We start from the raw sequence: 23,658 nt of genomic DNA, 5'->3' as shown, positions 1-23,658 counted from the left end.
GATGCGCCTGCGTGGGAGTTTGATGCTGCTGGCGGCGGCTTTCTTCTGGGGGACGACGTTCGTCGCACAGATTCTCGGGATGGAGGGGCTTGGTCCCTATACCTATGCAGCAGCGCGCTTTGCCCTCGGGACCCTGTTCATGACGGCGCTCTGGCTGCTCTATCGCGGACAGCGTAAGGCGCAGCGGCGCGCGGGCACGTTCCATTCGGGCTTTCGCGCCGGGATTCCCGTCGGGCTGGCGATGTTTGTCGGCGTGACGCTGCAGCAGGTGGCGCTCCTCTCGACGACAGCGGGTAAGACGGCGTTTATCACGACGCTCTACATCGTACTCGTGCCGCTTGCCGCCGTTCTTCTCGGACGCCGTATCGGACGGCTGCAGTGGGGCGGGGCATTGCTTGCTTTTCTAGGGGTGTACTTTCTTTCCGCCTACGGGGAAACGACGCTGAACCGGGGCGATGTGCTTGTCTTTATCTGTGCGTTCTTCTGGATGGCGCAGATTCTGCTCATTGACCGTTTTGCGCAGATGGTGGATGCCATCGAGCTGTGCCTTATGGAGATGCTGATCTGTACGCTTGGCAGTGCGCTGCTTGCCGTACTCTTTGAGTCCTGTACATGGGAGGCACTTTTTGCTGCGGTACTCCCGATTGCCTATGCGGGGATTCTTTCCTGTGGTGTTGCCTATACGTGTCAGATTCTGGGACAGTCGTATGTCGAACCGACACAGGCGGCAATTCTCATGTCGATGGAGGCTGTCTTTGCCGCTGCGGCAGGATGGGCGGTGCTCGATGAAGCGATGAGCATGGCACAGCTGCTTGGCTGTATGCTGCTGCTGTGTGGTGCTTTTATGGCACAGACAACACCGAAAGAGTGCGATCAATAAGGAGGTGTGATATGCCGACCGAGGGAATCATCAAACCCAAAATTTCGATCAAGGTCGTTGGTGTGGGCGGCGGCGGGGGCAACATCCTGTCCAATGTGCGCGAGAACTATGATCTTGACATGATGCTCATCAGCATCAATTCTGATTTGCGTCAGCTCAACACACTGAGCAAGCAGGGGATTACGGTGCTGCCTATCGGGGAGAGACTGACACAGGGACGCGGCACAGGCGGCCGCGTCGAGATCGGTGAGCAGGCGGCGCGCAATGAGGAAAGAGCCATCCGAAAGATGCTGGATGGAACGGATCTTGTCATTATTACGGCGACGATGGGCGGCGGACTCGGAACAGGGGCGGCACCTGTCGTGGCAGAGATCGCACACGATATGGGGATCCTCTCCATCGGCGTGGTGACGACGCCGTTTCACTTTGAAATGCCGCGCAAGATGCAGACGGCACAGGCAGGAATTGCCTGTATGCAGGAGCTGACCGATGCGTTCATTACGATCCGCAATGACAATCTTTTGAAAATCGCACCGAATCGCAAGATGTCTTTTATCGACGCCTTTGCTCTTGCCGATGAAGTCCTGCGCCAGACCGTTGGCTGCGTGGCGGAGCTGATTCTGACGACAGGCGTCATCAATGTCGATTTTGCCGATGTAATGACGATATTCCGCCAAGGGACATCCAGCGACACGCTGCTCGCCATCGGCACGGATGAGACACCCCAAAAGGCAGTGCAGCGTGCCATTGAAAGCCCTTTGATTGACCGTGATATCACAGGAGCACGCGGTGTTGTGCTCAACCTTACGGGAGGACCAAAGATGAGTCTGTGCGATGTGGACGAGGCTGTGCACTATGTCCATACGCAGACGCATCCTGCCGTGAATATCATTGCAGGATTGGTTGTGCAGGATGATATGGAGGAAAAGGTGCAGGCGACGCTTGTCGCAACGGATTTTGACGATGCCTATACTGCACCGGCAAAGGGCTGATTGGGGGTGTGTACGTGAAAGGAAGAACGCAGATGCAGGATATGCTGACGGAGATGCACCGCTGGATGGTCTCCTATATGCGTTCCTTCCGAACGAATGACCCCGAGGTCATGCGCGGCATTCAGCTCAAGGAGATTCATACCGGCTATGTGACGGCACATGCCCGCGCACTTGCCAAGCATCTTGGATGCCATGCGCACGATATGGCTATTGCTGAGATCATCGGACTCTTTCACGATGTTGGACGGTTTCGGCAGTATGCCCGCTATCGGACGTTCAACGATGCTGCGTCGGAGGATCATGCGGAACTCGGACTGAAGGTACTCGCAGAGGAGAATATCCTCGCGCCGCTTAGCGATGTGGATGCAGAGGCGGTGCGTTTTGCGATCAAATATCACAACAAAAAGGAAATTGCTCCGACCAGAGATGAGCGCAAGCTGTTTTTTGCCAAGGTGATCCGTGATGCGGACAAGCTTGACATCTATCGCGTTCTCCTCCCGTTCCTCACGCCGGAGGGCGCGGAGAAGGCACCGAACTTCGTCCCGTCGGACGCAGCGCAGGAGGTCAGCCCCGATTTCGTGGCGGACTTTGCCGCAGGACGACAGGCGGACTACTACCGTCTGCGTACGAATGGAGACCGCAAGATCGTACGTCTCATGTGGATTTACGATATCAACTTTATGTGGACGCTGCGCCGCATTGTAGAACGTGGCTATGTGGACACTTTTATTGCGAGCCTTCCTGCGCAGGCGGGGATTGCCGAGGGCGTAGCAAAGCTGCGCGCTTACATCGATCGGTACTGCGCACAGAACGATTGATATGGAATTATACGGACAGAGGGATAGGAACATGGCGGATGTAAAGACATCAAATTTTATCCGAAATATCATCGACGAAGATCTGCGTGCGGGACGACATGCGGAGGGGATCCATACGCGGTTTCCGCCCGAGCCGAACGGCTATCTGCACATCGGACACGCAAAGTCCATCTGCCTTAACTTCGGTGTTGCTGAGGATTACAATGGTCTCTGCAATCTGCGCTTTGACGATACGAACCCGACGAAGGAGGACGTCGAGTATGTGGACTCCATTCAGGAGGACATCCGCTGGCTCGGCTTCTCGTGGGGCGATCGGCGGTTCTATGCCTCGGACTATTTCGAGCGGCTGTATGAATATGCAGTCGAGCTGATTAAGAAGGGGCTTGCCTATGTGGATGATCTCACGGCGGAGGAGATCCGGGCCTATCGCGGTACGCTGACCGAGCCGGGCAAGGAAAGTTCGTGCCGCGGGCGCTCGATCGAGGAGAATCTGGATCTCTTCACGCGTATGCGTGCGGGTGAGTTTCCGGACGGAGCACGCGTTTTGCGCGCCAAGATCGACATGGCGTCGCCGAATCTCGTCATGCGCGACCCCGTGATCTACCGTATTGCCCATGTGTCTCATCATCGGACGGGCGATGCGTGGTGTATCTATCCGATGTATGACTTTGCCCACCCGCTCTCGGATGCGATTGAGGGCATTACGTACTCGCTCTGCACGCTGGAGTTCGAGGAGCATCGCCCGTTCTACGACTGGCTGCTCACGTCACTGGGCTTCCCTGCGGGGGAGCGGCCGCGTCAGATCGAGTTCGCACGTCTGAATCTCTCGGGCGCGATCACGAGCAAGCGCAAGCTGCGCCAGCTCGTTGAGGAGGGGCATGTGCGCGGGTGGGACGATCCGCGTATGCCGACCATCTCGGGGATGCGGCGGCGCGGCTATCCGCCCGCAGCCATCCGTGCCTTTTGCGAGGAGATCGGCGTCGCCAAGAGTAACAGCACGGTGGACAGCGCCATGCTTGAGCACTGTGTACGCGATGAGCTGAACCACAACGCGCCGCGCATTATGGCGGTGCTGCGTCCCTTGAAACTTGTCATCACGAACTATCTTGAGGGCGAGACGGAGTATCTGCTCGCCGAGAACAGCCCGACGCACGGAGGACGGCGATATGTGCCCTTTGGGCGCGAACTCTACATCGACCGCGAAGACTTTATGGAGGATGCGCCGAAGAAATTCTTCCGCCTGAAGCCGGGCGGCGAGGTGCGCCTCAAGCACGCCTATATTATCCGCTGTGAGGAAGTCGTAAAGGATGCGGCGGGCGAGATCACGGAGCTGCGCTGTACCTATGATCCAGAGACGCGGAGCGGCGGTACGGCGGCGAACCGCAAGGTGAAGGGGACGATCCAGTGGGTCGCGGCAGAGCATGCACTCACAGCGGAGGTGCGCCTCTATGACAGCCTACTGCGTACGGCAGAGGAGGGCGAGGAGGAGCCGGCAGACTTCATTGCGGCGCTCAACCCGCACTCACTTGAGGTGCTGACAGACGCGAAGGTGGAGCCGAGCGTCCGTCTCACAGCGGCAGGGATGCGCTATCAGTTCCTGCGCGTCGGTTACTTTGTTGTTGACCCGGATACTACGCCGGATCATATAGTGTTCAACCGCATCGTCGGGCTGAAGGATACGTGGAGCAAAATCAAGTAGCGCATTCTTTTTCTCGATGTGTTATGTGCCACGGACGGCAGGAGGAGGTTTGCTGTGGCAAAGATACCAAAAGATTTGTCCGACAAGGATATGATGCAGGGGCACGAGGCAGAGGAAACTCTCGCCGAGACTATGCTGCGTCAGGAGCGGCAGGCAGAGGAACGCGCCCAGGCGGCAGCGGCAAAGGAACCGCCCGCCGATCTCGCGCGTGCGGGACTCAGCGCCGCGCAGGCAGAAGAACTCGGCAAGGCTCTGCTAGAGCTGAAGCTGGCACTCGCGCAGGAGGGCGAGACAAATGTCAAGCTGAAGATCCGCCGCAGCGGCCGACAGGTGATTATCACGGCGACGTGATGGATTTCTCATAACGAGAAGTAAGGATGTGTAATGATGGAAACAGCAACGATTGTGGCGATTGTCATATTCGTCGTCGCATACGCGCTCATCATCTCCGAAAAGGTGCACCGCACCATCGTGGGACTCTTTGGCGCGATGCTCATGATACTCTTCGGGATCATCGATCAGGAGGTCGCAGTTCACCATATCGACTTCAATACGCTCGGACTGCTCATGGGCATGATGATCATCGTCAATATTACGAGTGAGACGGGGCTATTTAATTTCCTCGCCATCTGGGCGGCGCAGAAGGTCAAGGCGCAGCCCATTGCGCTCCTCGTCGTCCTCTCGACCATTACGATGGTCTGCTCGGCTCTTCTGGACAACGTCACGACGGTTCTGCTTACCGTGCCAATCACGTTCAGCATCACATCGCAGCTCAAGGTCGACGTCATGCCGTATCTCATCTCGCAGATTTTGGCGTCGAACATCGGCGGTACGGCAACGCTCATCGGCGATCCGCCGAACATCATGATCGGCAGTGCGGTCGGGCTCGACTTCATGGCGTTCGTTGAGAACCTTACATTGATCTCGATAATTATCTTTATCTTGGTACAATTCATTCTTATTGGCCTCTACCATAAGGGCCTGCATACCCAGCCGGAGCTGCAGGATAAGATCATGCGTCTCCCTGCGGGCGCACAGATCACCGATCATGCTCTTCTGCGCAAGTGCCTTGCCGTTATCTTCCTCACGATTACGCTCTTTGTCCTGCACGGCAGTCTCGGCCTTGAGTCCGCGACGGTCGCACTCTCGGGCGCAGGGCTCCTCCTCCTTCTCACGGCGACGCGCGATGAGGGCGCGATCGTCAAGGTGCTCTCAAAGATTGAGTGGCCCGCGATCTTCTTCTTCGGCGGGCTCTTCATCCTTGTCGGTGCACTCGTAGAGACGGGCGTCATCCGTATGCTTGCGGCTGAGGCGATCAAGGCGACGGGCGGCAATGTCGAGGCAACCGCCATTCTCATTCTGTGGATGAGTGCCTTTGCCTCTGCCTTTATCGACAACATCCCATTCGTCGCCACACTGATTCCGCTGATTCAGGATATGGGGCAGATGGGACTCAGCAACCTCGATCCGATGTGGTGGTCGCTTGCTCTCGGCGCGTGTCTCGGCGGCAACGGAACGCTGATCGGTGCAAGTGCGAACGTCGTTGTCGCGTCGATGTCGGCACAGCGCGGCCGTCCGATCTCCTTCCTTGGCTTCATGAAGGTCGCGTTCCCGGTCATGGTGTTCACGATCATCGTCTCGAACATCTACGTTTATATTCGGTATCTTTAAGAATATGTAGAATACTGTCCCCGACTGCTTCTGCAGCCGGGGATTTTCCTTTTCCTTCCATTCGTGTTATTCTGTGAAAAAGGGGGGATGAACGATGATACTCAACACGGGCATGCGTACGGATATTCCGGCGTTCTATGCGCCGTGGCTGGCGAATCGGCTGCGTGCGGGCGAGGTCTGTGTCCGTAATCCCTATGACACACAGCAGGTGACGCGCTATCGCCTTGATCCGCGCGTGGTTGACCTCATCGGCTTCTGTACGAAGAATCCCGCACCGATGCTCCCCTATATGGATCTCCTCGCACCGTTCGGGCAGTTCTGGTACGTCACCATCACGCCCTATGGCAGGGATATTGAGCCCCATGTTCCGCCATGGGAGGAAGTTGTGCGTTCATTTCATCAGCTCTCGGCTGCTCTCGGAACGCGCGCCGTCGGGTGGCGCTACGATCCGATCATCCTTGACGAACATCATACGCTGGCGTGGCACAGAACAATGTTTGCCGCGATGGCAGAGCAGCTGGCGGGGCAGACGGAGGTGGTCGTCATCAGCTTTCTCACGCGCTATGCCAAGACGCGCCGCAACTTTCCCGAGGGACGTGATGTCACGCACGCAGAGCGCATGGAGCTCGGTGCATTTATCATTGAGACGGCACGGCGGTGCGGTATGACCGTCTATCCGTGCGGCGGCGGTGATGCACTCGCTCTATACGGGGCGGATACGGGCGGCTGCATGACCCCTCGCATCTATGAGCGGGCACTTGGGCGGCGCATTCACTTCCCGCGCTATCAGCCCCAGCGCAGGGAGTGTCGCTGCTATCTTGGCGCGGACATCGGCGCATACGACAGCTGCCCGCATCTCTGCCGCTACTGCTACGCCAATAGGCATCCTGCACGTGTGCGCCGCAGCCGTCTCGCTCACGATCCCGCATCCCCCTTTCTCATCGGCCATGCGGAGGAGGGTGACCGTATCCATGAGGCGCGGCAGGAAAGCTGGCTCGAACGGCAGGAGAATTTATTTTAGCGGATATAAAAACGGGAGAGCCATGCGAGACGATTGGTCTGTGCATGACTCTCCCGTTGATGCGATTCCTCTATTGTTTAGAAAATATGGTCGTCTGTATCAGCGTCACTCGCGAGGAGTGCGCCGGTCACGGCGTCGATGCGGAGCTTGTAGGTGATGTTGTTTGCCGTGCATTTCACCTTGTAGAATGGGCGGAAGTCTGTCTGTGCGGCAGGATCAGCAGGCACGGCAGGTGCCGCTGCGTCCTGCGCCGCTGCAGCAGGTGCGGACTGTGCCTGTTGTCCTCTGTGGTCCCGATTTCCGTGCTTCCCCTTCTTGTGCCCTTTGCGGTCGTGGTCACGATCGCCGTCGTGATCGTTCAGCTTCAGTTCGAGTGGGCGGAAGGTCAGCTCTGCCTCGGATTTTCCGATGGAGTCGGCGGCAATCGACCGCACCTTGTCCTCATCGAGCAGAACAATGTTTCGCTGTGCTGCCTGAGCAGCGATCATTTCCGAGCGAGCCTGCCGCTTCATGAGGGATTGTGCCTCGGCCTGCTGATAGTGGAAGTAGGCTGTGCCGGCGGTGGCGACGCCGACGAGAACAGCGAGAGCTGCTGCCTTCTTCAGATGTGCGGGACTGAATACGCCCTTGACCTGTTCTTTGATTTTCTGTGCTTCCATGATGAAATCCTCCTTTTGTTCGTCACATTTTTGCTGACAGGTACATCCTATCGGAGAAAGTTAAACAAAGTGTAAACACGCGTAAAACTTTTTCAAAAATCGACGGACAGCGCGGATTTTTTCTTCTGAATCCATTATAATGGCATCATGAAAGTGAGGTGTCGATATGCACCTGCGTGATTTGTCGCTGAAAATAAAGCTCCTGTTGACCAATGCGCTGATGGTCGTCATACCGATCTGCGTCCTTGTCGCCATCGGTGCGGCGCTTCTTGGCGGACTGCGCCATGCAGGAACGCTGCAGCAGCAGGCACTTGAACTGCTCTGGCCGGAGAAGGGGACAAATCTCTCTGTACCCTTTGCACTGAGTTCTCTGCGTGCTGCCGCAGAGAGGAAGCAGTTCAAATGGAATCATGTTGAGCGTGACGTTCATCTGCTGGAGTCGGCAGGCGTCCGCGTCTCTATCGTGCAGGATGGTCTCCTCTATCTGACCGATGGGGCAGATGCCGATGACATTCGGTATGCGGTCATGCGTGAATGCGGGGCGCGCGGCTCCGCACTGACATGGAACGATGCGGGACTTTTTTTTCGCTATGAGGGGGACCGCAGCGGCATTGTTTTCATGGGGGCAGGCGCTGTTCCTATGATGCGGCATCACGATGAGATGCGCATTTCGCCGCCGATGCGGGAGACGGTGATCAACGCTGTGTTTATTTTCTTCATCGTCATCACCTCGGCAGGGATTTTACTGCTCGGGCGTTATCTTGCCCGCCTCCTTTCGGCGCAGATTCTTGCACCGCTTGCTGCGATACGTGATGCCTCTGCTGCCATGCAGCATGGTGATTTCGACCATGCCATGCCTCCGATGGGCAGTGATGAGGTGGGGGCGACCTGCCGCGCTTTTGATGCCATGCGCAGCGATCTGCGGCGCGCACGCCTGCGGGAGGAACAGGAGGAGGCACGGCGGCGGGAATTCCTCATCGGTGTACTCCATGACATCGCAACGCCGCTGACCGCCGTCAAGGGATATGCGAGCGGCCTGATCGACGGGATCGCTGCGACGCCGGAGAAGCAGCGCGCCTATGCTGAGCGCATCGCCCGTGCGGCGGTGACGATGGAGGGGCTGACCACACAGCTGCGCTCTTTTTTGCGCACGGGGACAGGCGAGGTGCCGCTTACATGGGAGGTCGTTGAGGCGCAGACATGGCTCAATGCGTTTGTTGATGCACATGCGGCGGACTTTCGCGAGCGGGGCATTGAGCTGTCGATGGAAGAAGACAGGGAGCAGACATACATTCGCATTGACCGCAGTGCATTCGCCCGCGTGCTCGAAAATCTATGGGAAAACAGCGGGAAGTACCGCCGCGGGGAACGAGCGCACGTCTGTATGTCGCTTTCTCATGAGGGAGATTTTCTCTCCATCCGCTGTGACGACGACGGCGTTGGCGTGCGCGAGAAGGAACGGGAGCGGCTGTTTGACCTCTTTTACCGCACGGATGCAGCGCGTACCCATGTCGCTGACGGCAGCGGGCTGGGACTGGCGATCGTGCGCCGGATGATGACGACGTTCGGCGGCAGTGTGCGGGCAGAGGAATCCCCTATGGGAGGGCTGCGCATCGTCCTGCTGCTGCCAATTCAGAAAAAGGAGGACACGCATGAAGAAGATACTGCTGGTCGAGGATGACGCTGCTATTGCCGAGCTGGAGCGTGACTATCTGGAAGCAGATGGCTTCGCCGTCGATATTTCCGCGGACGGCGATGCGGGGAAGCGCCTCGCCATGACGGGGGACTATGATCTGCTTTTGCTGGATGTGATGCTGCCGGGGGCGGATGGATTTGCCATTTGCCGTGATGTTCGGAAAGCATACGATATCCCCATCCTCATGGTCTCGGCGCGTCTTGAGGATGTCGATAAAATACGCGCACTCGGACTGGGGGCGGATGATTATATCATCAAACCGTTCAGTCCGAGTGAGCTGGCGGCACGCGTCAAGGCACATCTTGCGCGTTATGAGCGCCTCAAAGGCAGTGCAGGAGATGCGGCTGTCCTGCGTTTTGGCGCGCTTGAGATTCAGCCGCAGACGCGGCGCGTATTTCTTGGGGGAAACGAGGTGATTCTTGCAGCACGCGAGTTTGATCTTCTGCTCTTTCTCGCGCAGCATCCGCAGGTCGTCTTCAGCAAGGAGACGCTGTATGACCGCGTCTGGGAGCTGGATGCCATGGGCAGTACGGCGACCGTCTCCGTCCATATCAATCGGCTGCGCGAAAAGATGGAACGTGATCCTGCCCATCCGCAGTGGCTGCAGACGGTCTGGGGGGCAGGGTACCGCTTTAATGATGGAATGTAAAAGGGAGATGAAGGCATGACAGCCCTACCATCTGAACGACAATAAAAAATGCTTGCACTTCATGAAAAATGCCTGTATAATACAGAGCGTTGAAATCCGTTCCTCAAGTCCTGATCGTCGTTCAATGAACGAGTGAAGCACTGTTTATATATGCAGTGTTTGCCCGAACCATAATCTCAGTGAACGCTTTCCGAGTGCGGCGAATGGAGAGTCAAAATTATTTTTCAAGGGAGATTGTGGAAGAATGGCTTTTGAAGACAAAACCCTCGTATGCAAAGAGTGCGGCAAGGACTTCGTGTTTACCGCAGGTGAGCAGGAGTTCTACGCAGAGAAAGGCTTTGAGAACGAGCCGGCGCGCTGCCGTGACTGCCGCGACAAGCGCCGCCGCAGCCGTGACGATCAGAATCATGGCGAGCGTCAGATGTTCCATGTGGTCTGCGCCGAGTGCGGCAAGGACACGGAAGTCCCGTTCGAGCCGAAGACGGATCGTCCGGTTTACTGCCGCGACTGCTTCAATGCAAAGCGCGCAGCACGTTTCTAAAACGATTTAGATTTCATGGGGGGATAGCAGCACAGACGGTGCGGCATCCCCCTTTGTTTTTTGGAATCACGGATAAAACAGCCCGTTGGATTGGAAATAATGCGGCTGGATTTATCTGTGTGTCCTTTATCTTTTGAGGAGGTTTCCCATGAAGCTGAAGAAATTGGCACTCGTGCTGACGGGTGCACTCGTGAGCCTTTCCCTGCTCGGATGCGGCGCAGGCGGCGATCAGGCGAAGCAGGCAAGCAAGCTCCGCGTCGGCGCATCGATTGACTTTGCCCCGTTTGAGTTCCAGGATGAGGGACAGAAGGACTATCAGGGCTTTGATATGGATCTCATCCGTGCCGTTGCCAAGGAGATGGGCAGCGAGGCAGAGATCCAGAACATCGGCTTCGACGGTCTGATTCCTGCCCTGCAGGCGAAGAACATCGACGTGATCATCAGCGGTATGACGATCAACGACGAGCGCAAGGAGAAGGTCGCGTTCTCTGATCCCTACTATCAGTCCGGCCTGACGATGGTTGTGCGCAGCGATGAGGAGAACATCAAGTCGTTCAGCGATCTGAAGGGGCATAAGGTCGCCGCTCAGATCGGCACGACGGGTGCCAAGATGGCAAAGGAGATGGAGGGCGTCACCGTCAGCGAACTGAATACGCCGGCGGACTGCTTCATGGAGCTGAAAGCAGGCGGCGTAGATGCCGTGATCAACGATCGACCGGTCAATGACTACTACATCAATCAGTCACAGGCAACCGGTGTGAAGACACTCGCAGACCGCCTCTCTGCTGAGGACTATGGCATCGCTATGGCGAAGGACAACACCGAGCTTCAGCAGAAGATCAATGCGGCACTTAAGAAGCTGCATGATAACGGCGAGTACGATAAGATCTATCAAAAGTGGTTCGGCGCGAATAAGTAAGGAATCGCATCGGGCATAAAGTGGGCTGCTGCACGAGGTAACCATCCCTCGTGCAGCAGCCCATTCTTTATGCTGTATTATTGTCAATCTCCGCTGTAATCCGCGCCATATCTGCAGGGAGCAGGGCGGAGAGCGCAAGCATTTTCTTCGTGCGCGGATGTACGAGGGTGAGATGAGCGGAGTGGAGTGCATGACGTGCGATCTCCGCGCGTGTGCCGCCATAGAGATCGTCACCGAGAAGCGGATGGCCCAGATGAGCGAGGTGGACGCGAATCTGATGCGTGCGTCCTGTGTCGAGCTGCAGGCGCAGGAGGCTGTATCTGCCGTCCGTCTGCACCGTCACGTAATGGGTGCATGCCGACTTTCCTTCTGTACTGACACAGCGTAGGATGATGCTCGGCAGGGCACGCGCAATCGGTACATCGATACATCCTTCGGGTGGAGTGAGTGAACCCGCGATCAAGGCAAGATATTCTCGTCTCAGTGTATTTTGCTGGGCAATTTGGTACTGCACTTCGGGATGCTTTGCGATGAGGAGCAGGCCGCTCGTGTTGCGGTCGAGACGGTGGCAGGGATGAAAGTCGAGATGCACGCCGCATGCGGCATAGTATCCGCGCACGGCGTTCGCGATGGTGCCGTGCGTTTCCTTTGTTGTCGGGTGGACGAGCTGTCCTGCAGGCTTATCGAGGACGAGCAGATCATCGTCTTCGTAGATGATCGAGAGCGGCAGTGACTCGGGAATGACGCTGCTGACAATAGGAAGATCGTATGCGATCCAGTCGCCGTCCTTTAGCATTGTGCGTGCGGCAACGGCAGGGATGCCGTTCAGCGTGAATGCACCATGGTGTTTGATGCGCCTCCACAGACTGCCTGAGATACCGTGCACGTGCATGAGATATGCCTTTGCGGAACATGTTTCGCCGGCAGGCAGGGCAACATGTATCTCCGTCATTTCTGCGCGGCGGCATCCTTGCGCCGCAGGGCGAGGATGATGCGGAAGGAGATGGATAGAATGATGGCAATAACGGTGGCAAGCGACATACCGCGCAGGGTCACCGTGCCGATGGTGATGCTGGCGGTCGATACGCCGATCCCCATGACAATGGAGGTTAGGAGAAGGTTCATCGGATTGTTGTAGTCCACCTTTGCCTCGACGAGGATGCGGATGCCTGAGGCGGCGATTACGCCGAAGAGCAGCATGGAAACACCGCCCATGACCGGTGTCGGGATGCTCTGGATGAGTGCGGCGAGTTTGCCGAGGCAGGAAAGCAGAATGGCGAAGATCGCTGCACCGCCGATGACCCACGTCGAGTAGACCTTTGTGATGGCAAGGACGCCGATGTTCTCTCCGTAGGTGGTGTTCGGCGTGGAGCCAAAGAAGCCGGAGAAGATGGTCGAGATGCCGTTGCCGAGCAGGGAACGGTCAAGTCCCGGATCCTTGGCGAGGTTGCGTCCGACGATGTTGCCCGTCACGATGAGGTGCCCAATGTGTTCGACAACAACAACGATGGCGGCAGGCAGGATGATGAGGACGGCGTTCAGCTCGAAGGTCGGCGTGTAGATGGTCGGGAGGGCAAGCCACGGAGCAGCGGTGACGTGCGAGAGATCGACAATGCCGACAGCATAGGCGATGAGATAGCCTGCGATGACACCAATGAGAATCGGGATGATGGAGAGGAACCCGCGGAATGCCATGGAGGCGAAAATTGTGATCGCGAGTGTCGCGATGGAGACAAAGACAACCGTAGGATCGACGTTCTCTGCCGTCAGACCTGCCATGCCTGCCGCTGTCGGCATCAACTCAAGCCCGATGACGGAGACGATTGCGCCCATCGAGGCGGGCGGGAAGATCACATCGATCCAGCTTGTGCCGATGGTGTGAACGATCAGACTGACCAGACAGAAAACCATGCCGACAACGATAAAACCGCCGAGTGCCGCCTCATAGCTGTACTCGGACAGAACAATAAAAACAGGGGAGAGAAAGGCAAAACTCGAGCCAAGGTAGGCAGGAATTTTTCCCTTGCATAGGATGAGGTAGAAGAGTGTGCCAATGCCGTTGAAGAGCAGCACAGTCGCGGGATTGACATGGAAGAGGATGGGAACGAGCACCGTCGAGCCGAACATGGCGAAGAGGTGCTGCAGGGAGAGAGGAATGGTTCGTTGGAGCGGCGGGCGCTCGTTGGTGTCGATCTTTGTTTGAGACATGAAATCACCCCGTTTAGATATATCGCCCCTCTGTGGGGCGGCGGCGATTCTTATCATATCATAGACGCAGGTGAGGGACAATCGGGACTTTTGAAGGAGTAAGGGGGTTACGGGGAAATTCAGGGAATCGACGGACAGCGAAATCTTTTCCTTGAAGATTTCAGAGGGTTTCGATAAGATGTTAGAAAAACAAGGAGGAATTGCCGATGCATGAGCCGATGAAACTGACTGCTCCGCTGAAGGACTATCTTTGGGGCGGCACGCGCCTGCGGGACGAGTACGGCAAGCACACGGAACTGCCGAAGGTGGCCGAGAGCTGGGAGCTCGCCTGTCACCGCGACGGAAAGAGCGTGATTGCAAGCGGTGCATCAGCAGGAGAGACGCTTGAGTCGTGGCTTGCGCACGAGGGTGCGGAGGTACTCGGCACACGGGCGGCGCAGTTCCCATATTTCCCACTGCTCATCAAGCTGATCGATGCGCATGACAATCTCTCTGTGCAGGTGCATCCGAGTGACGAATATGCCCTGCGTGTGGAAGGAGAGTACGGCAAGACGGAGTTGTGGTATGTCGTGGACGCAGCACCAGGGGCGGAGATCCTCTATGGTTTTGCCCACAAGATTTCAAAGGGTGAATTTCGGCAACGCATCAGGGACAATACCCTCCTTGAAGTTGTGCATCACGTACCGGCCAAGAAAGGGGATGCGTTCTTCATCCCCGCAGGCACGCTCCACGCGATCGGCAAAGGGCTGCTCATCTGTGAGATACAGCAGAGCTCCAATGCAACGTATCGTGTCTATGATTACGGGCGAGTCGGAGCAGATGGAAAACCGCGCGGGCTCCATATCGACAAGGCCCTCGATGTGACTTCGCTTATTCCCGTCTCTGCACGTGCGGAGCAGCTTCCTGCGGCGGATGCCTTTACGGGCGCAGAGGTGCGTCTGCTCGCTGCATGCCCGTACTTTACCGCCTATCATCTGCGCATCGGCCATTGTTGTACTTGTGAGGCGGAGACAGACTCATTCCACTGCCTGACGATCCTTGCGGGGGGATTTGCACTGACGTGGGCAGACGGAGAACTCTCTGCCGCCAAGGGGGAGAGCGTCTTTGTTCCTGCGAACTTTGGACGATATACCCTGCGCGGGGCGGGGGAGCTGATCCTCAGCAAGGTGTGACCACTGTGAATACCGTACACGGAAGGCTTTCACTGTACTTGACGGCTTTGTTATAATGGATACACGATAAATTCATGAGGAGGATGCGGATGATTGACTTCCGAACATTAAAAAAAGAAGATAAACCGCTGTTAGACCGTTATTTTCATGCGAATTACTATGAAAACTCGCATTTTAACTTTACCAACCTTTATATGTGGCGTGCGCCGTTCTTCGTGCATATTGCCGAGGAGGACGATGTGCTCTATGTAGTAAGCGAGTGGAAGGGGATCATTTCGGCGCTGCAGCCGTTTTGCGATCCTGCCCGCTATCCTAAGGCGACCAAGAAGATCCTCGCCTACTTTGAGGAGATTGAGCAGCCATTCCACATCTACGATATGGAACGCGGCTACGCGGATTTCCTGCGCGGCTGCGCCTGCGCGGATTTCGAGGTGGTCGCCGACCGCGACAACTATGACTATGTATATCTCTCGGACAAACTCATCAGTCTCGCGGGGCGCAGGCTGCACTCGAAGAAGAACCATCTGAATGCATTCCGCAAGGAGCATCCCGAGGCGGAGTACCTGCCGATCACGGAGGACGTCGTCACACAGTGCAAGCTGGAGCTGAATAGTTGGTACAAGCAGCATATCCGTGAGGACGGTACAATCGACCCCTTCATCGACTATGAGCGTACGGCGATTCTCGAAGTGCTGAACGACTTTGACTACTTCGGTCTGCAGGGAGGAGCAATTCGTCTGGGCGGACGCATTGTTGCCTTTACCTTCGGGGAGCAGCTCAATACGGATACGGCAGTCATCCATGTGGAAAAGGCGGATCCAGAGGTGCGCGGCGCGTATCCTGCCATCAATCAGGGGTTTGTGGAGCACGCATGGAGTCATCTCACCTACATCAACCGCGAGGAGGATATGGGCATCGAGGGGCTGCGCAAGGCGAAGGAGTCATACAAGCCAGAGAAGCTGATCGAGAAGTTTAATGCGCGGCTGCGCTGATGGATGAAATATATGGATGCGGGGGAAACGATCATGATGAACTACGAGAAGTACACCAAGGGCTATTTTATGCCGCCGGAGATCCGCATGGACTGGCTGAAAAAGGATGCACCGGATCATGCACCAATCTGGTGCTCGGTTGATTTGCGCGACGGCAATCAGGCACTTATCGTCCCGATGAGCCTCGATGAGAAGCTTGCGTTCTTTGACCTCCTTGTGCATGTTGGGTTCAAGGAGATCGAGGTCGGTTTCCCTGCGGCATCGGATACGGAGTATGAGTTCCTGCGCCGCCTGGTCGAGGACGATCTCATCCCCGACGATGTGACCGTGCAGGTCTTGACACAGGCGCGCGAGCACATCATCCGCAAGACGTTCGATGCCCTGCGCGGTGTGAAGAACGCTATCGTCCACGTCTATAATCCCACCTCGGCGGCACAGCGTGAGCAGGTTTTCGCGCGCTCGAAGGAGGAGATCCTGAAGATCGCCGTGGACGGAGCAAAACTCCTCAAGGAACTGACAGAGGAGTCAGGTGCGACGTATCGCTTTGAGTACTCGCCCGAGAGCTTTACGGGCACGGAGCCGGAATATGCCCTTGAGGTCTGCAACGCTGTGCTCGACGTGTGGCAGCCGACGCCCGACCGCAAGGCGATCATCAATCTGCCCTCGACGGTGCAAATGTCGATGCCGCATGTCTACGGGATGCAGATCGCCTATATGAACGATCATCTGAAGTACCGTGATGCCGTTGTTCTCTCTCTCCATCCACACAATGACCGCGGCTGCGGCGTATCGGATACGGAGATGGGCCTCTTGGCGGGGGCGGATCGCGTTGAGGGAACGCTGTTTGGCAATGGGGAACGCACGGGCAACGTGGATATCATCACGGTGGGGATGAATATGTTTGCCCTCGGCGTTGACCCACAGCTGGACTTTTCCAATCTGCCGCATCTCGTCGAGGTCTATGAGAAGGTGACGCGGATGCAGGTCAATCCGCGGCAACCATACTCCGGTTCGCTTGTCTTTGCCGCATTCTCCGGCTCGCATCAGGATGCCATCGCGAAGGGCATGCATTACTGGGCGGAAAAGAAGCCGGAGCATTGGTGCCTGCCGTATCTCTACATCGACCCGAAGGATATTGGGCGCACCTACGACGGTGATGTCATCCGCATCAACAGTCAGTCGGGGCGCGGCGGCGTCGGCTACATTATGGAGCAGCAGTATGGCATCGACATGCCGAAGAAGATGCGCGAAGATCTCAGCTACCGCGTCAAGGCTGTCTCCGACGCTGGACACAAGGAACTGCAGCCGGACGAGATCTACAAGGTGTTCATGGACACTTATGTCAATGTTGTATTTCCCTACGAGCTTTCAGATTTCTGCCTGAACAAGCAGCCGGACGGCACGCGGCGCGGCGACGTGCATCTGCGGGTGGACGGCGAGGATCGTACCTATGAGGCACACGGCAACGGCCGTCTTGATGCCGTATCAAATGCGATGCAGGAGAATCTGCACCTTTCCTATACGAACCTGACGTACAGTGAGCATGCCTTGGAGCTGGGGCAGAGTTCCCGTGCAATCTCCTATATCAGCATTACGGGCGGAGATGGCAGCGTATACTGGGGAGCGGGGTTGGATACGGATATTATCACCTCGTCAATTTTGGCCCTCTTCTCCGCGATCAACCGCATGAAGGCAGGGCACTGATGTGACCGATATTGTTGCAGAGAAACTGAAGCTGCTGCCGGACAGTCCGGGGGTCTACATTATGAAGGACGATCACGGAAAAATCATCTATGTGGGCAAGGCAATTGTCCTCAAAAACCGTGTTCGGCAGTATTTTCAGAGCAGCCGAAACCACACGCCAAAGGTGCGCGCAATGGTCTCGCATATCGCTGACTTTGAGACGATCATGACGGCGAACGAAGTGGAGTCGCTGATCCTTGAGGCGAACCTGATCAAGAAACATCGGCCGCGTTATAATATACGGCTGAAGGACGATAAGAGTTACCCCTATGTCAAGGTGACGGTGCAGGAGGAATTTCCGCGCGTCTTTATCACGCGGCGTGTGCTGCGTGACGGCGCGCGCTACTTCGGCCCCTATACGAATGTGACGGCGCTGCGGGACAGCTTGAAGCTCCTGCGGCGTCTTTTTCCTCTGCGTACGTGCCGCACGATGCCCCAGCGTCCTTGCCTTGAGTACCACATCAAGCGATGCCTCGCCCCCTGCGTCGGCAAGGTGGGGGAGGAGGACTACCGTGCGATGATCCGCGCTGCACTGCTCTTTCTTGAAGGACGGACGGATGATGTAGAGGGTGAGCTGGAGCAGCGGATGCACGCGGCAGCGGAGGCATATCACTTTGAGACAGCGGCGCGCCTCCGCGATCAGCTCAGTGCTGTGCGTACGGCGGCAGAGCGGCAGAACATCGTAACGGGGGCAGGCGATCAGGATGCGATTGGCATGGCGCGCTCGGCGGCGGGCGTCTGTGTGCAGATCTTCTTCATCCGCGGCGGCAAGATGATCGGCCGAGAACACTTTCTCCTGCGCGGCAGCGAGGAGGAGACCAATGCGGACATCCTGCGTGCCTTTTTGGAACAGTACTACAATCAGGCGACCTTTGTACCGCGTGAGGTCCTCCTGCCGCAGGACATCGATGATACGGCACGTGCGACTATTGAGTCGTGGCTTGCTGCGCGCAAGGGGGGGGGCAAGGTCGCGCTCCTCTCTCCGCAGCGCGGCACGAAGCACGATATTGTGCAGATGGCGACCGGAAACGCGGAAAAATTTCTTTCAGATGAGGAGACGCGGCGCAGCCTTATGGATGAGCAGACGCTTGGTGCCGTGGAGGAACTCGGGCGGTATCTTGGACTGAAGCATCCGCCGCGCCGTATGGAGTGTTTTGATATCTCGCATAATCAGGGGCAGGAGACCGTTGCGTCGATGGTCGTCTTTGAGGATGGTGCTCCGAAAAAATCGGATTACCGCCGCTTTAAGATCCGCAGCACGGAGGGCAAGCCAGACGACTTTCTCTCCATGCGCGAGGTGACGACACGCCGCTATGTAGGACTGGCTGAGGAGAAACTGCCCGACCTCATCATCATTGACGGCGGCAAGGGACAGCTCTCCTCGGCCCTCGAAATCATCCGCCATGCAGCAGGGCATAAGGATGTCCCTGTTGTCGGGCTTGCAAAACAGTTTGAGCTGGTCTTTACAGAGGGAAATCCAGATCCTGTTGAACTGCCGCGCCGCAGTCAGGCACTTTATCTCATCCAGCGCATCCGTGATGAAGCGCATCGTTTCGCCATCACCTTTCATCGCAAACTGCGCGGCAAGCGCAATCTCGTCTCCGTCCTCGACCACATTGTCGGTATTGGTCCAAAACGGCGGCAAAGCCTGCGCACCCACTTCGGATCGCTGGAAAAAATCAAGGAGGCATCCGTGGAGGAACTCGCTGCCGCCCCCGGCATGAATCGCACTTCTGCGGAGGCAGTACGCCATTTCTTTGACGCACAGCAGGAATTGCGAGGGAAACAGTAGACTGTTTACCCCAACGATAAACGGGAAACCTTCCGCTGCATTCTGATAGGAAATAACGGCGTAGGGGAAGATGATCTTGATGCCATGGCTGTCATCCTTAAATCATAGGGGGGACTATGGATATGGCTGATGAGGACAATGCAGACCTCATCGATCAGGTACGGAAAAACAGAGACTCGTGAAACAAAGGACCGCAGAGAACATGCAGTAATCGCCAGTGTGTTTTGAATGGTTGCGAATTATCAAGATAGGATTATCACACCAAAATGATGGACTGTACGATTGAATTGCAGTTCTGATTATTGTAGAATTATCAAAAAGATTTGAAATTGATGACATCTCATTTAGGAGGTGTCGCACGATGCTCATCTTTCAACGTATGCAGATATTGTGTGCGGCACTCCTCCTTGGCGTGAATTTCATCCTCGTCGGATGCGGTACTGTTCGGCAGGATCCTGCGGATGATGAAAACCTTGTCGTTGTCTATAACTGCGGCACGGAGGATTGGACAGCGCCCATTGCAAAGGAGTTTCAAGAGGAGACAGGCATTCAAGTCAGGCTGGTGAGTGATTCGTCCGATGCACTCATGACACGTGTCCGTACGGAACAGGAGAATCCGCGTGGAGATGTGCTGTGGGGCGGTATGGAGGATACCTACATATTCCTTGCATCCTATCTGGAACGGTATGAGTACCCGGAAAAGGATGCGCTGCGCGGGAATTTTTCCTGCGAGGGTGCCGCATTCTGCTCTATGACGATGGATCCCTATGTAATTGCTTACAATACGGATCTTGTTGATGCAGAGCATGCACCTGCAGGATGGAGCGATCTTCTCAATCCTCAGTTTCGTGGGCATATTGCTCTTGCTGACCCGACGAAGTCAATTTCTTCCTATGATGTCCTCATTACGATGATGGATGTGCTTGGCGGTGATTCTGCTGTGATCTCCCGTATGGCAGATCAGTTGGATGGACGCGTCACGTCTACATCGGCGGAGCAGATCAAGGCGCTCGCCGATGGAGCGTACATGGTTACTGCGACTCCTGAGCAGGCGGTACTGAAGTACAGAGCTGCCGGTGCACATATACAGATCGTTTATCCACAGGAAGGGACGCGTGTTTCTTCCACAGGAATAGCGGTCATCAAGAATGCTCCGCATATGGAGAATGCAAAGAAATTTCTTAATTTTGTTATGAGCCGTCAAGTTCATGAACGCCTCGGCGTCTATGAACGACGTTCTGCGCGTGCCGATGTATCGGCACCGCCGAATCTCCTGCCGCTGGCGGAGATTCGTTGCACACGGTTTGATGCCCGGCGTGCCGTCGCCTTCAGAGATGAATTTCTCAGCAAATGGCGTGCTGCGGTTATCAAATAAATCCCCATTTCCCCCCATCCCCCATTCCCATATTTTCCCCTTCCAAGACCGTCACATTGCGTGGCGGTTTTTCCTTTGTCTTTTTTAATGGAGCACAATAAAAATATATACGAATTGATAATTTTCACTTGACAGAGAAAGAATTTGTCTTTATTCTTTCTTTATAGTCTGAAGATTGAGGAATAGAGCGATTCTTTATGACGGATATTTTATAGAATGATTCTCCGATTTTGAACGAGGTGGATTGCACCAATGAAGTGGTATTCGATCAGCTATCAAAAGCGCTTGTTCGCATACCTCCTTCTGGGCGGGCTCTTTCCTCTTTTGATCGCCTCAGCGATTATCCTTTATGCTGCGGATCGTGCCTATGAGGATACGCAGGCTAAGGCAGGGCGTGCAGAGGTACAGCGCATCTCACGTGAGATAGATCATCTCGTCCTCGGCTATCAGCGACTGATGATGCCTCTTCTTGTCAGAGATGAGGTCTTTGACTATATGGAGGGCATGCAGACGGATCTGGCTCACCTCTATGCAGATCTTTACGGAGCACTCTCCGGACGCTCCGGCGAGGCGGCCGTCTATTTGCTCCCCGCGGATGGGAGGCGTGCTGTTGCCACGGATGATGTACCACGTGCATATCGTTTGCCGGAAAATCTTTATTGGGGAGTGATTGGCAGGGCGACGGCGGAGGATCACTGGGCCCTTTTGGCGGCAGATCGTTCTGCTCCAGATCAGCAGGATACCGTGTTCTCGATGGCACATGCACTGAGACACGACGGAAAACTCCTCGGCGTTGTTGTTGTCGATGTGCACCGTGAGGCTCTTGTTCCGCTTATTCAGCGCGTTCAGGACGGCAACGAGGGACAGATCATCCTAACGGACCGTCATCATTACGTGATGATGGATATGCTCGATCATCACCGTGAGGGATTTTCTGCACTTTTTTCTCCTGCGGCAGAGGAGGAAACATCAGCATCTGTATTTCGTGACTATGTGTACACCTCAGCGGCAACTGGGATTGCCGTTCATCTGCGTCAGCGTATGGATGCTGCGCCGGTGGATGAACTCTTTCGCCTCGTTCTCGCCGTAGATGGTGCTGCTCTGGCGGTAACGGCATATCTGACATGGCAGCTCAGCCGCCGGCTCTGGCGTCCGCTCCACACGCTGACAACAGCAATGCGGCGGGTGCGTACCTCGGACGATTTCTGTACACAACTGGATGCGCGGCGACACGATGAGATTGGCGAGCTGGCACGTACGTTCAACAGCCTTGTCGAGCATATACGGATACTTCTGGCGGAGAACCGCGCGCGTGAACGGCGGTTGCGCATGGCAGAGGTCAAGTCGCTGACGGAGATGATTCGCCCGCATTTTATGTATAATACCCTGAATCTCATTAAGTGGAGCGCCAAACTCGGTGATGCAGAGGGGGCTGCAGATACTGCGGTACAGCTTGGAAAGCTTCTGCGTGCTTCAATGGCTATGAAGGAGTTTGTCACAGTGGCAGAAGAATTGGCATTTTTGCGAACTTATTTGAAAATCCAGCAGCGGCGCTTTGAGGGACGTCTGATGGTGGCGATAAATGTGGAGCCGGGAATTGCAGGAAGCTATGTGCCAAAGCTAATCCTTCAGCCACTCGTTGAGAATGCGATACAACACGGCATTGAGAGTGTGGAGCGCGGTGGACACATCGCTGTCACGGGGCGGCAAGATGGCAGTCATGTCATTTTTGTGGTGAAAGATGATGGTCAGGGAATGTCTGACGAGCGACGGCGGGAAGTGCTTGCGCGGAAGGACGACAATCACTTCGGCCTCTATAACGTCCATATGCGCGCTGCTTTAAATGGAGATGCAGACTGCGGCATTGATCTCTCCAGCGTGGAGAAGAAGGGGACTGAGGTGCGGCTTACGTTGAAGTACATGAAGGAGGCTCCGTGCGATGATTAAGGTGCTTGTCATTGATGATGAACCAATGCAGCGACAGGGCATTGTGCAGCTGACCCCGTGGAAGGATTTTGGCGCTGAGGTCGTCGGCGCTGCCGGCAGCGGCATGGAGGGGATCCTCATGGCGCGGGAACACCGCCCCGACATACTGATTGTGGACATCAAGATGCCGGGGCTGACGGGGCTGGAAGTCATTTCCCGTCTGCGCGGTGAACTGGATGCGGAGTATATCATCCTGTCCGGATACAGTGAGTTTGAATATGCCCAACGGGCCATTTCTCTCGGGGTGTGTGCGTATCTTCTTAAGCCGTTGGATGACGAAGAGCTGGCTGCCGCAATGAAGCTTGCTGCGGGGCATATCATGGGGCGCCGTACGGAAAACATTCATCCTGATCAAAGGGAGGATATGTGCGGGAACATTGCTCTGCCCAAGGAAGAGCCTGTGCGCGGGTATCTCCTGCATGCCATGCGCCACATGGAGGAACATATAGCAGAACCGATCACGGTACGTGAGGTCGCCGACGAGCTGGGGCTGAGCGTCAGCTATCTGCACAAGCTCTTTTCCCGCTGCGGAACATCGTTCAGCTCTTATTTGACGGAGTGCCGTCTGCGCCGGGCGGGGCATCTGCTGCGTGAGAGTGATGCAAAGGTTTATGCCGTTGCTGCCGCCTGCGGCTATCAGGACACGCGGTATTTCAGCAAGATCTTTCAAAAGCACATGGGCATGAAGCCGACAGAGTATCGCTACGGAAAAAACTCGTAAAATTTTTTCTTTCTCCCTATAGACAAAAAGGGAAAGATGCTATAATATAATAATAGTTATTGGTTAGTAGATACGCAGCCAATATCATCAATGATTATCGGTGTATTATATATGAGGAGGAGTT

The 23,658-nt window shown here is 55.9% G+C and carries 21 protein-coding genes; 18 read left to right on the top strand and 3 right to left on the bottom strand.

Going from position 1 to position 23,658, the window contains the following annotated elements:
* The first annotated feature begins 1 nt into the window (after window position 1).
* From HMPREF0908_RS02365 to HMPREF0908_RS02335, 7 genes are all read left to right on the top strand, one after another.
* A complete protein-coding gene (locus tag HMPREF0908_RS02365) occupies window positions 2-880 on the top strand; it encodes a DMT family transporter (protein ID WP_006689827.1) in 879 nt (292 codons plus the stop codon).
* A gap of 11 nt (window positions 881-891) precedes the next feature.
* On the top strand, window positions 892-1,872 hold the full coding sequence (locus tag HMPREF0908_RS02360) for a cell division protein FtsZ (RefSeq protein ID WP_006689826.1): 981 nt from the start codon (window positions 892-894) through the stop codon (window positions 1,870-1,872).
* A gap of 32 nt (window positions 1,873-1,904) precedes the next feature.
* Entirely contained in the window at window positions 1,905-2,690 is a 786-nt protein-coding gene (locus tag HMPREF0908_RS02355; protein WP_006689825.1) for an HD domain-containing protein, read from the top strand.
* A 31-nt stretch (window positions 2,691-2,721) separates the two neighbouring features.
* A complete protein-coding gene (locus HMPREF0908_RS02350; RefSeq protein ID WP_040572347.1) occupies window positions 2,722-4,389 on the top strand; it encodes a glutamine--tRNA ligase/YqeY domain fusion protein in 1,668 nt (555 codons plus the stop codon).
* Between the two features lie 54 nt (window positions 4,390-4,443).
* On the top strand, window positions 4,444-4,740 hold the full coding sequence (locus HMPREF0908_RS02345; protein ID WP_039980991.1) for a hypothetical protein: 297 nt from the start codon (window positions 4,444-4,446) through the stop codon (window positions 4,738-4,740).
* 33 nt (window positions 4,741-4,773) lie between these two features.
* Complete coding sequence (locus HMPREF0908_RS02340) at window positions 4,774-6,060, top strand: ArsB/NhaD family transporter (protein ID WP_006689822.1); 1,287 nt, start codon at window positions 4,774-4,776, stop codon at window positions 6,058-6,060.
* A 94-nt stretch (window positions 6,061-6,154) separates the two neighbouring features.
* Entirely contained in the window at window positions 6,155-7,081 is a 927-nt protein-coding gene (locus HMPREF0908_RS02335; RefSeq protein WP_006689821.1) for a DUF1848 domain-containing protein, read from the top strand.
* 77 nt (window positions 7,082-7,158) lie between these two features.
* Here the strand turns inward: HMPREF0908_RS02335 and HMPREF0908_RS02330 are convergent, their stop codons facing one another.
* Entirely contained in the window at window positions 7,159-7,740 is a 582-nt protein-coding gene (locus HMPREF0908_RS02330) for a hypothetical protein (RefSeq protein ID WP_006689820.1), read from the bottom strand.
* 166 nt (window positions 7,741-7,906) lie between these two features.
* Between HMPREF0908_RS02330 and HMPREF0908_RS02325 the strand changes: the two genes are divergently transcribed.
* The 4 genes from HMPREF0908_RS02325 (at window position 7,907) to HMPREF0908_RS02310 (ending at window position 11,545) form a co-directional block, all read left to right on the top strand.
* On the top strand, window positions 7,907-9,421 hold the full coding sequence (locus HMPREF0908_RS02325; RefSeq protein ID WP_006689819.1) for a HAMP domain-containing sensor histidine kinase: 1,515 nt from the start codon (window positions 7,907-7,909) through the stop codon (window positions 9,419-9,421).
* On the top strand, window positions 9,393-10,085 hold the full coding sequence (locus HMPREF0908_RS02320; RefSeq protein ID WP_006689818.1) for a response regulator transcription factor: 693 nt from the start codon (window positions 9,393-9,395) through the stop codon (window positions 10,083-10,085). Before HMPREF0908_RS02325 ends, HMPREF0908_RS02320 begins: the two co-directional genes overlap by 29 nt.
* A 244-nt stretch (window positions 10,086-10,329) precedes the next feature.
* Window positions 10,330-10,626, top strand: a complete 297-nt coding sequence (locus HMPREF0908_RS02315; protein ID WP_006689817.1) for a zinc-ribbon domain containing protein — start codon at window positions 10,330-10,332, stop codon at window positions 10,624-10,626.
* Window positions 10,627-10,774: 148 nt separating this feature from the next.
* Entirely contained in the window at window positions 10,775-11,545 is a 771-nt protein-coding gene (locus tag HMPREF0908_RS02310; RefSeq protein WP_006689816.1) for a basic amino acid ABC transporter substrate-binding protein, read from the top strand.
* Between the two features lie 67 nt (window positions 11,546-11,612).
* Here the strand turns inward: HMPREF0908_RS02310 and HMPREF0908_RS02305 are convergent, their stop codons facing one another.
* Both HMPREF0908_RS02305 and uraA read right to left on the bottom strand, forming a co-directional pair.
* Window positions 11,613-12,497 (bottom strand): RluA family pseudouridine synthase, encoded by an 885-nt coding sequence (locus HMPREF0908_RS02305; RefSeq protein ID WP_006689815.1) that lies wholly within the window; start codon window positions 12,495-12,497, stop codon window positions 11,613-11,615.
* Window positions 12,494-13,753, bottom strand: a complete 1,260-nt coding sequence (gene uraA, locus HMPREF0908_RS02300; protein ID WP_040572346.1) for a uracil permease — start codon at window positions 13,751-13,753, stop codon at window positions 12,494-12,496. Before uraA ends, HMPREF0908_RS02305 begins: the two co-directional genes overlap by 4 nt.
* Window positions 13,754-13,959: 206 nt before the next feature.
* Here uraA and HMPREF0908_RS02295 point away from each other — a divergent pair, with 206 nt between their 5' ends.
* The 7 genes from HMPREF0908_RS02295 to HMPREF0908_RS02265 all read left to right on the top strand — a co-directional run bounded on the left by HMPREF0908_RS02295 (window position 13,960) and on the right by HMPREF0908_RS02265 (window position 23,534).
* Window positions 13,960-14,925 carry a type I phosphomannose isomerase catalytic subunit gene (locus HMPREF0908_RS02295; RefSeq protein ID WP_006689813.1) on the top strand — a complete coding sequence of 322 codons (966 nt, stop codon included), beginning with the start codon at window positions 13,960-13,962 and terminating at the stop codon, window positions 14,923-14,925.
* Window positions 14,926-15,008: 83 nt separating this feature from the next.
* A complete protein-coding gene (locus tag HMPREF0908_RS02290) occupies window positions 15,009-15,917 on the top strand; it encodes a DUF2156 domain-containing protein (protein ID WP_040572345.1) in 909 nt (302 codons plus the stop codon).
* A 36-nt stretch (window positions 15,918-15,953) separates the two neighbouring features.
* Window positions 15,954-17,621, top strand: a complete 1,668-nt coding sequence (locus HMPREF0908_RS02285; RefSeq protein ID WP_040572493.1) for a 2-isopropylmalate synthase — start codon at window positions 15,954-15,956, stop codon at window positions 17,619-17,621.
* A 1-nt stretch (window position 17,622) separates the two neighbouring features.
* Window positions 17,623-19,452 carry an excinuclease ABC subunit UvrC gene (gene uvrC / locus HMPREF0908_RS02280; RefSeq protein ID WP_006689810.1) on the top strand — a complete coding sequence of 610 codons (1,830 nt, stop codon included), beginning with the start codon at window positions 17,623-17,625 and terminating at the stop codon, window positions 19,450-19,452.
* 361 nt (window positions 19,453-19,813) lie between these two features.
* A complete protein-coding gene (locus HMPREF0908_RS02275; protein ID WP_006689809.1) occupies window positions 19,814-20,827 on the top strand; it encodes an extracellular solute-binding protein in 1,014 nt (337 codons plus the stop codon).
* Window positions 20,828-21,079: 252 nt separating this feature from the next.
* Window positions 21,080-22,774: a sensor histidine kinase gene (locus HMPREF0908_RS02270; RefSeq protein ID WP_006689808.1), complete on the top strand. Its 1,695-nt coding sequence runs from the start codon at window positions 21,080-21,082 to the stop codon at window positions 22,772-22,774.
* The gene (locus HMPREF0908_RS02265) at window positions 22,767-23,534 is read left to right on the top strand and encodes a response regulator transcription factor (protein WP_006689807.1); all 768 of its coding nucleotides are present in this window, start codon (window positions 22,767-22,769) and stop codon (window positions 23,532-23,534) included. The genes HMPREF0908_RS02270 and HMPREF0908_RS02265 overlap by 8 nt, the downstream gene beginning before the upstream one ends.
* Window positions 23,535-23,658: the final 124 nt, after the last annotated feature.

The organism is Centipeda flueggei ATCC 43531 (genome assembly GCF_000160695.1).
GTDB classification, from domain to species: Bacteria; Bacillota; Negativicutes; order Selenomonadales; family Selenomonadaceae; genus Centipeda; species Centipeda flueggei.
This window is presented reverse-complemented; position numbering and strand designations above follow the sequence as displayed.

Excerpts from the sequence above, each read along its gene's own strand:
- HMPREF0908_RS02365 (WP_006689827.1), top strand. The coding sequence starts at position 2 with ATGCGCCTGCGTGGGAGTTTGATGCTGCTGGCGGCGGCTTTCTTCTGG.
- HMPREF0908_RS02360 (WP_006689826.1), top strand. The coding sequence starts at position 892 with ATGCCGACCGAGGGAATCATCAAACCCAAAATTTCGATCAAGGTCGTT.
- HMPREF0908_RS02355 (WP_006689825.1), top strand. The coding sequence starts at position 1,905 with ATGCAGGATATGCTGACGGAGATGCACCGCTGGATGGTCTCCTATATG.
- HMPREF0908_RS02350 (WP_040572347.1), top strand. The coding sequence starts at position 2,722 with ATGGCGGATGTAAAGACATCAAATTTTATCCGAAATATCATCGACGAA.
- HMPREF0908_RS02340 (WP_006689822.1), top strand. The coding sequence starts at position 4,774 with ATGATGGAAACAGCAACGATTGTGGCGATTGTCATATTCGTCGTCGCA.
- HMPREF0908_RS02335 (WP_006689821.1), top strand. The coding sequence starts at position 6,155 with ATGATACTCAACACGGGCATGCGTACGGATATTCCGGCGTTCTATGCG.
- HMPREF0908_RS02330 (WP_006689820.1), bottom strand. The coding sequence starts at position 7,740 with ATGGAAGCACAGAAAATCAAAGAACAGGTCAAGGGCGTATTCAGTCCC.
- HMPREF0908_RS02325 (WP_006689819.1), top strand. The coding sequence starts at position 7,907 with ATGCACCTGCGTGATTTGTCGCTGAAAATAAAGCTCCTGTTGACCAAT.
- HMPREF0908_RS02320 (WP_006689818.1), top strand. The coding sequence starts at position 9,393 with ATGAAGAAGATACTGCTGGTCGAGGATGACGCTGCTATTGCCGAGCTG.
- HMPREF0908_RS02315 (WP_006689817.1), top strand. The coding sequence starts at position 10,330 with ATGGCTTTTGAAGACAAAACCCTCGTATGCAAAGAGTGCGGCAAGGAC.
- HMPREF0908_RS02310 (WP_006689816.1), top strand. The coding sequence starts at position 10,775 with ATGAAGCTGAAGAAATTGGCACTCGTGCTGACGGGTGCACTCGTGAGC.
- HMPREF0908_RS02305 (WP_006689815.1), bottom strand. The coding sequence starts at position 12,497 with ATGACGGAGATACATGTTGCCCTGCCTGCCGGCGAAACATGTTCCGCA.
- uraA (WP_040572346.1), bottom strand. The coding sequence starts at position 13,753 with ATGTCTCAAACAAAGATCGACACCAACGAGCGCCCGCCGCTCCAACGA.
- HMPREF0908_RS02295 (WP_006689813.1), top strand. The coding sequence starts at position 13,960 with ATGCATGAGCCGATGAAACTGACTGCTCCGCTGAAGGACTATCTTTGG.
- HMPREF0908_RS02290 (WP_040572345.1), top strand. The coding sequence starts at position 15,009 with ATGCGGATGATTGACTTCCGAACATTAAAAAAAGAAGATAAACCGCTG.
- HMPREF0908_RS02285 (WP_040572493.1), top strand. The coding sequence starts at position 15,954 with ATGAACTACGAGAAGTACACCAAGGGCTATTTTATGCCGCCGGAGATC.
- HMPREF0908_RS02275 (WP_006689809.1), top strand. The coding sequence starts at position 19,814 with ATGCTCATCTTTCAACGTATGCAGATATTGTGTGCGGCACTCCTCCTT.
- HMPREF0908_RS02270 (WP_006689808.1), top strand. The coding sequence starts at position 21,080 with ATGAAGTGGTATTCGATCAGCTATCAAAAGCGCTTGTTCGCATACCTC.
- HMPREF0908_RS02265 (WP_006689807.1), top strand. The coding sequence starts at position 22,767 with ATGATTAAGGTGCTTGTCATTGATGATGAACCAATGCAGCGACAGGGC.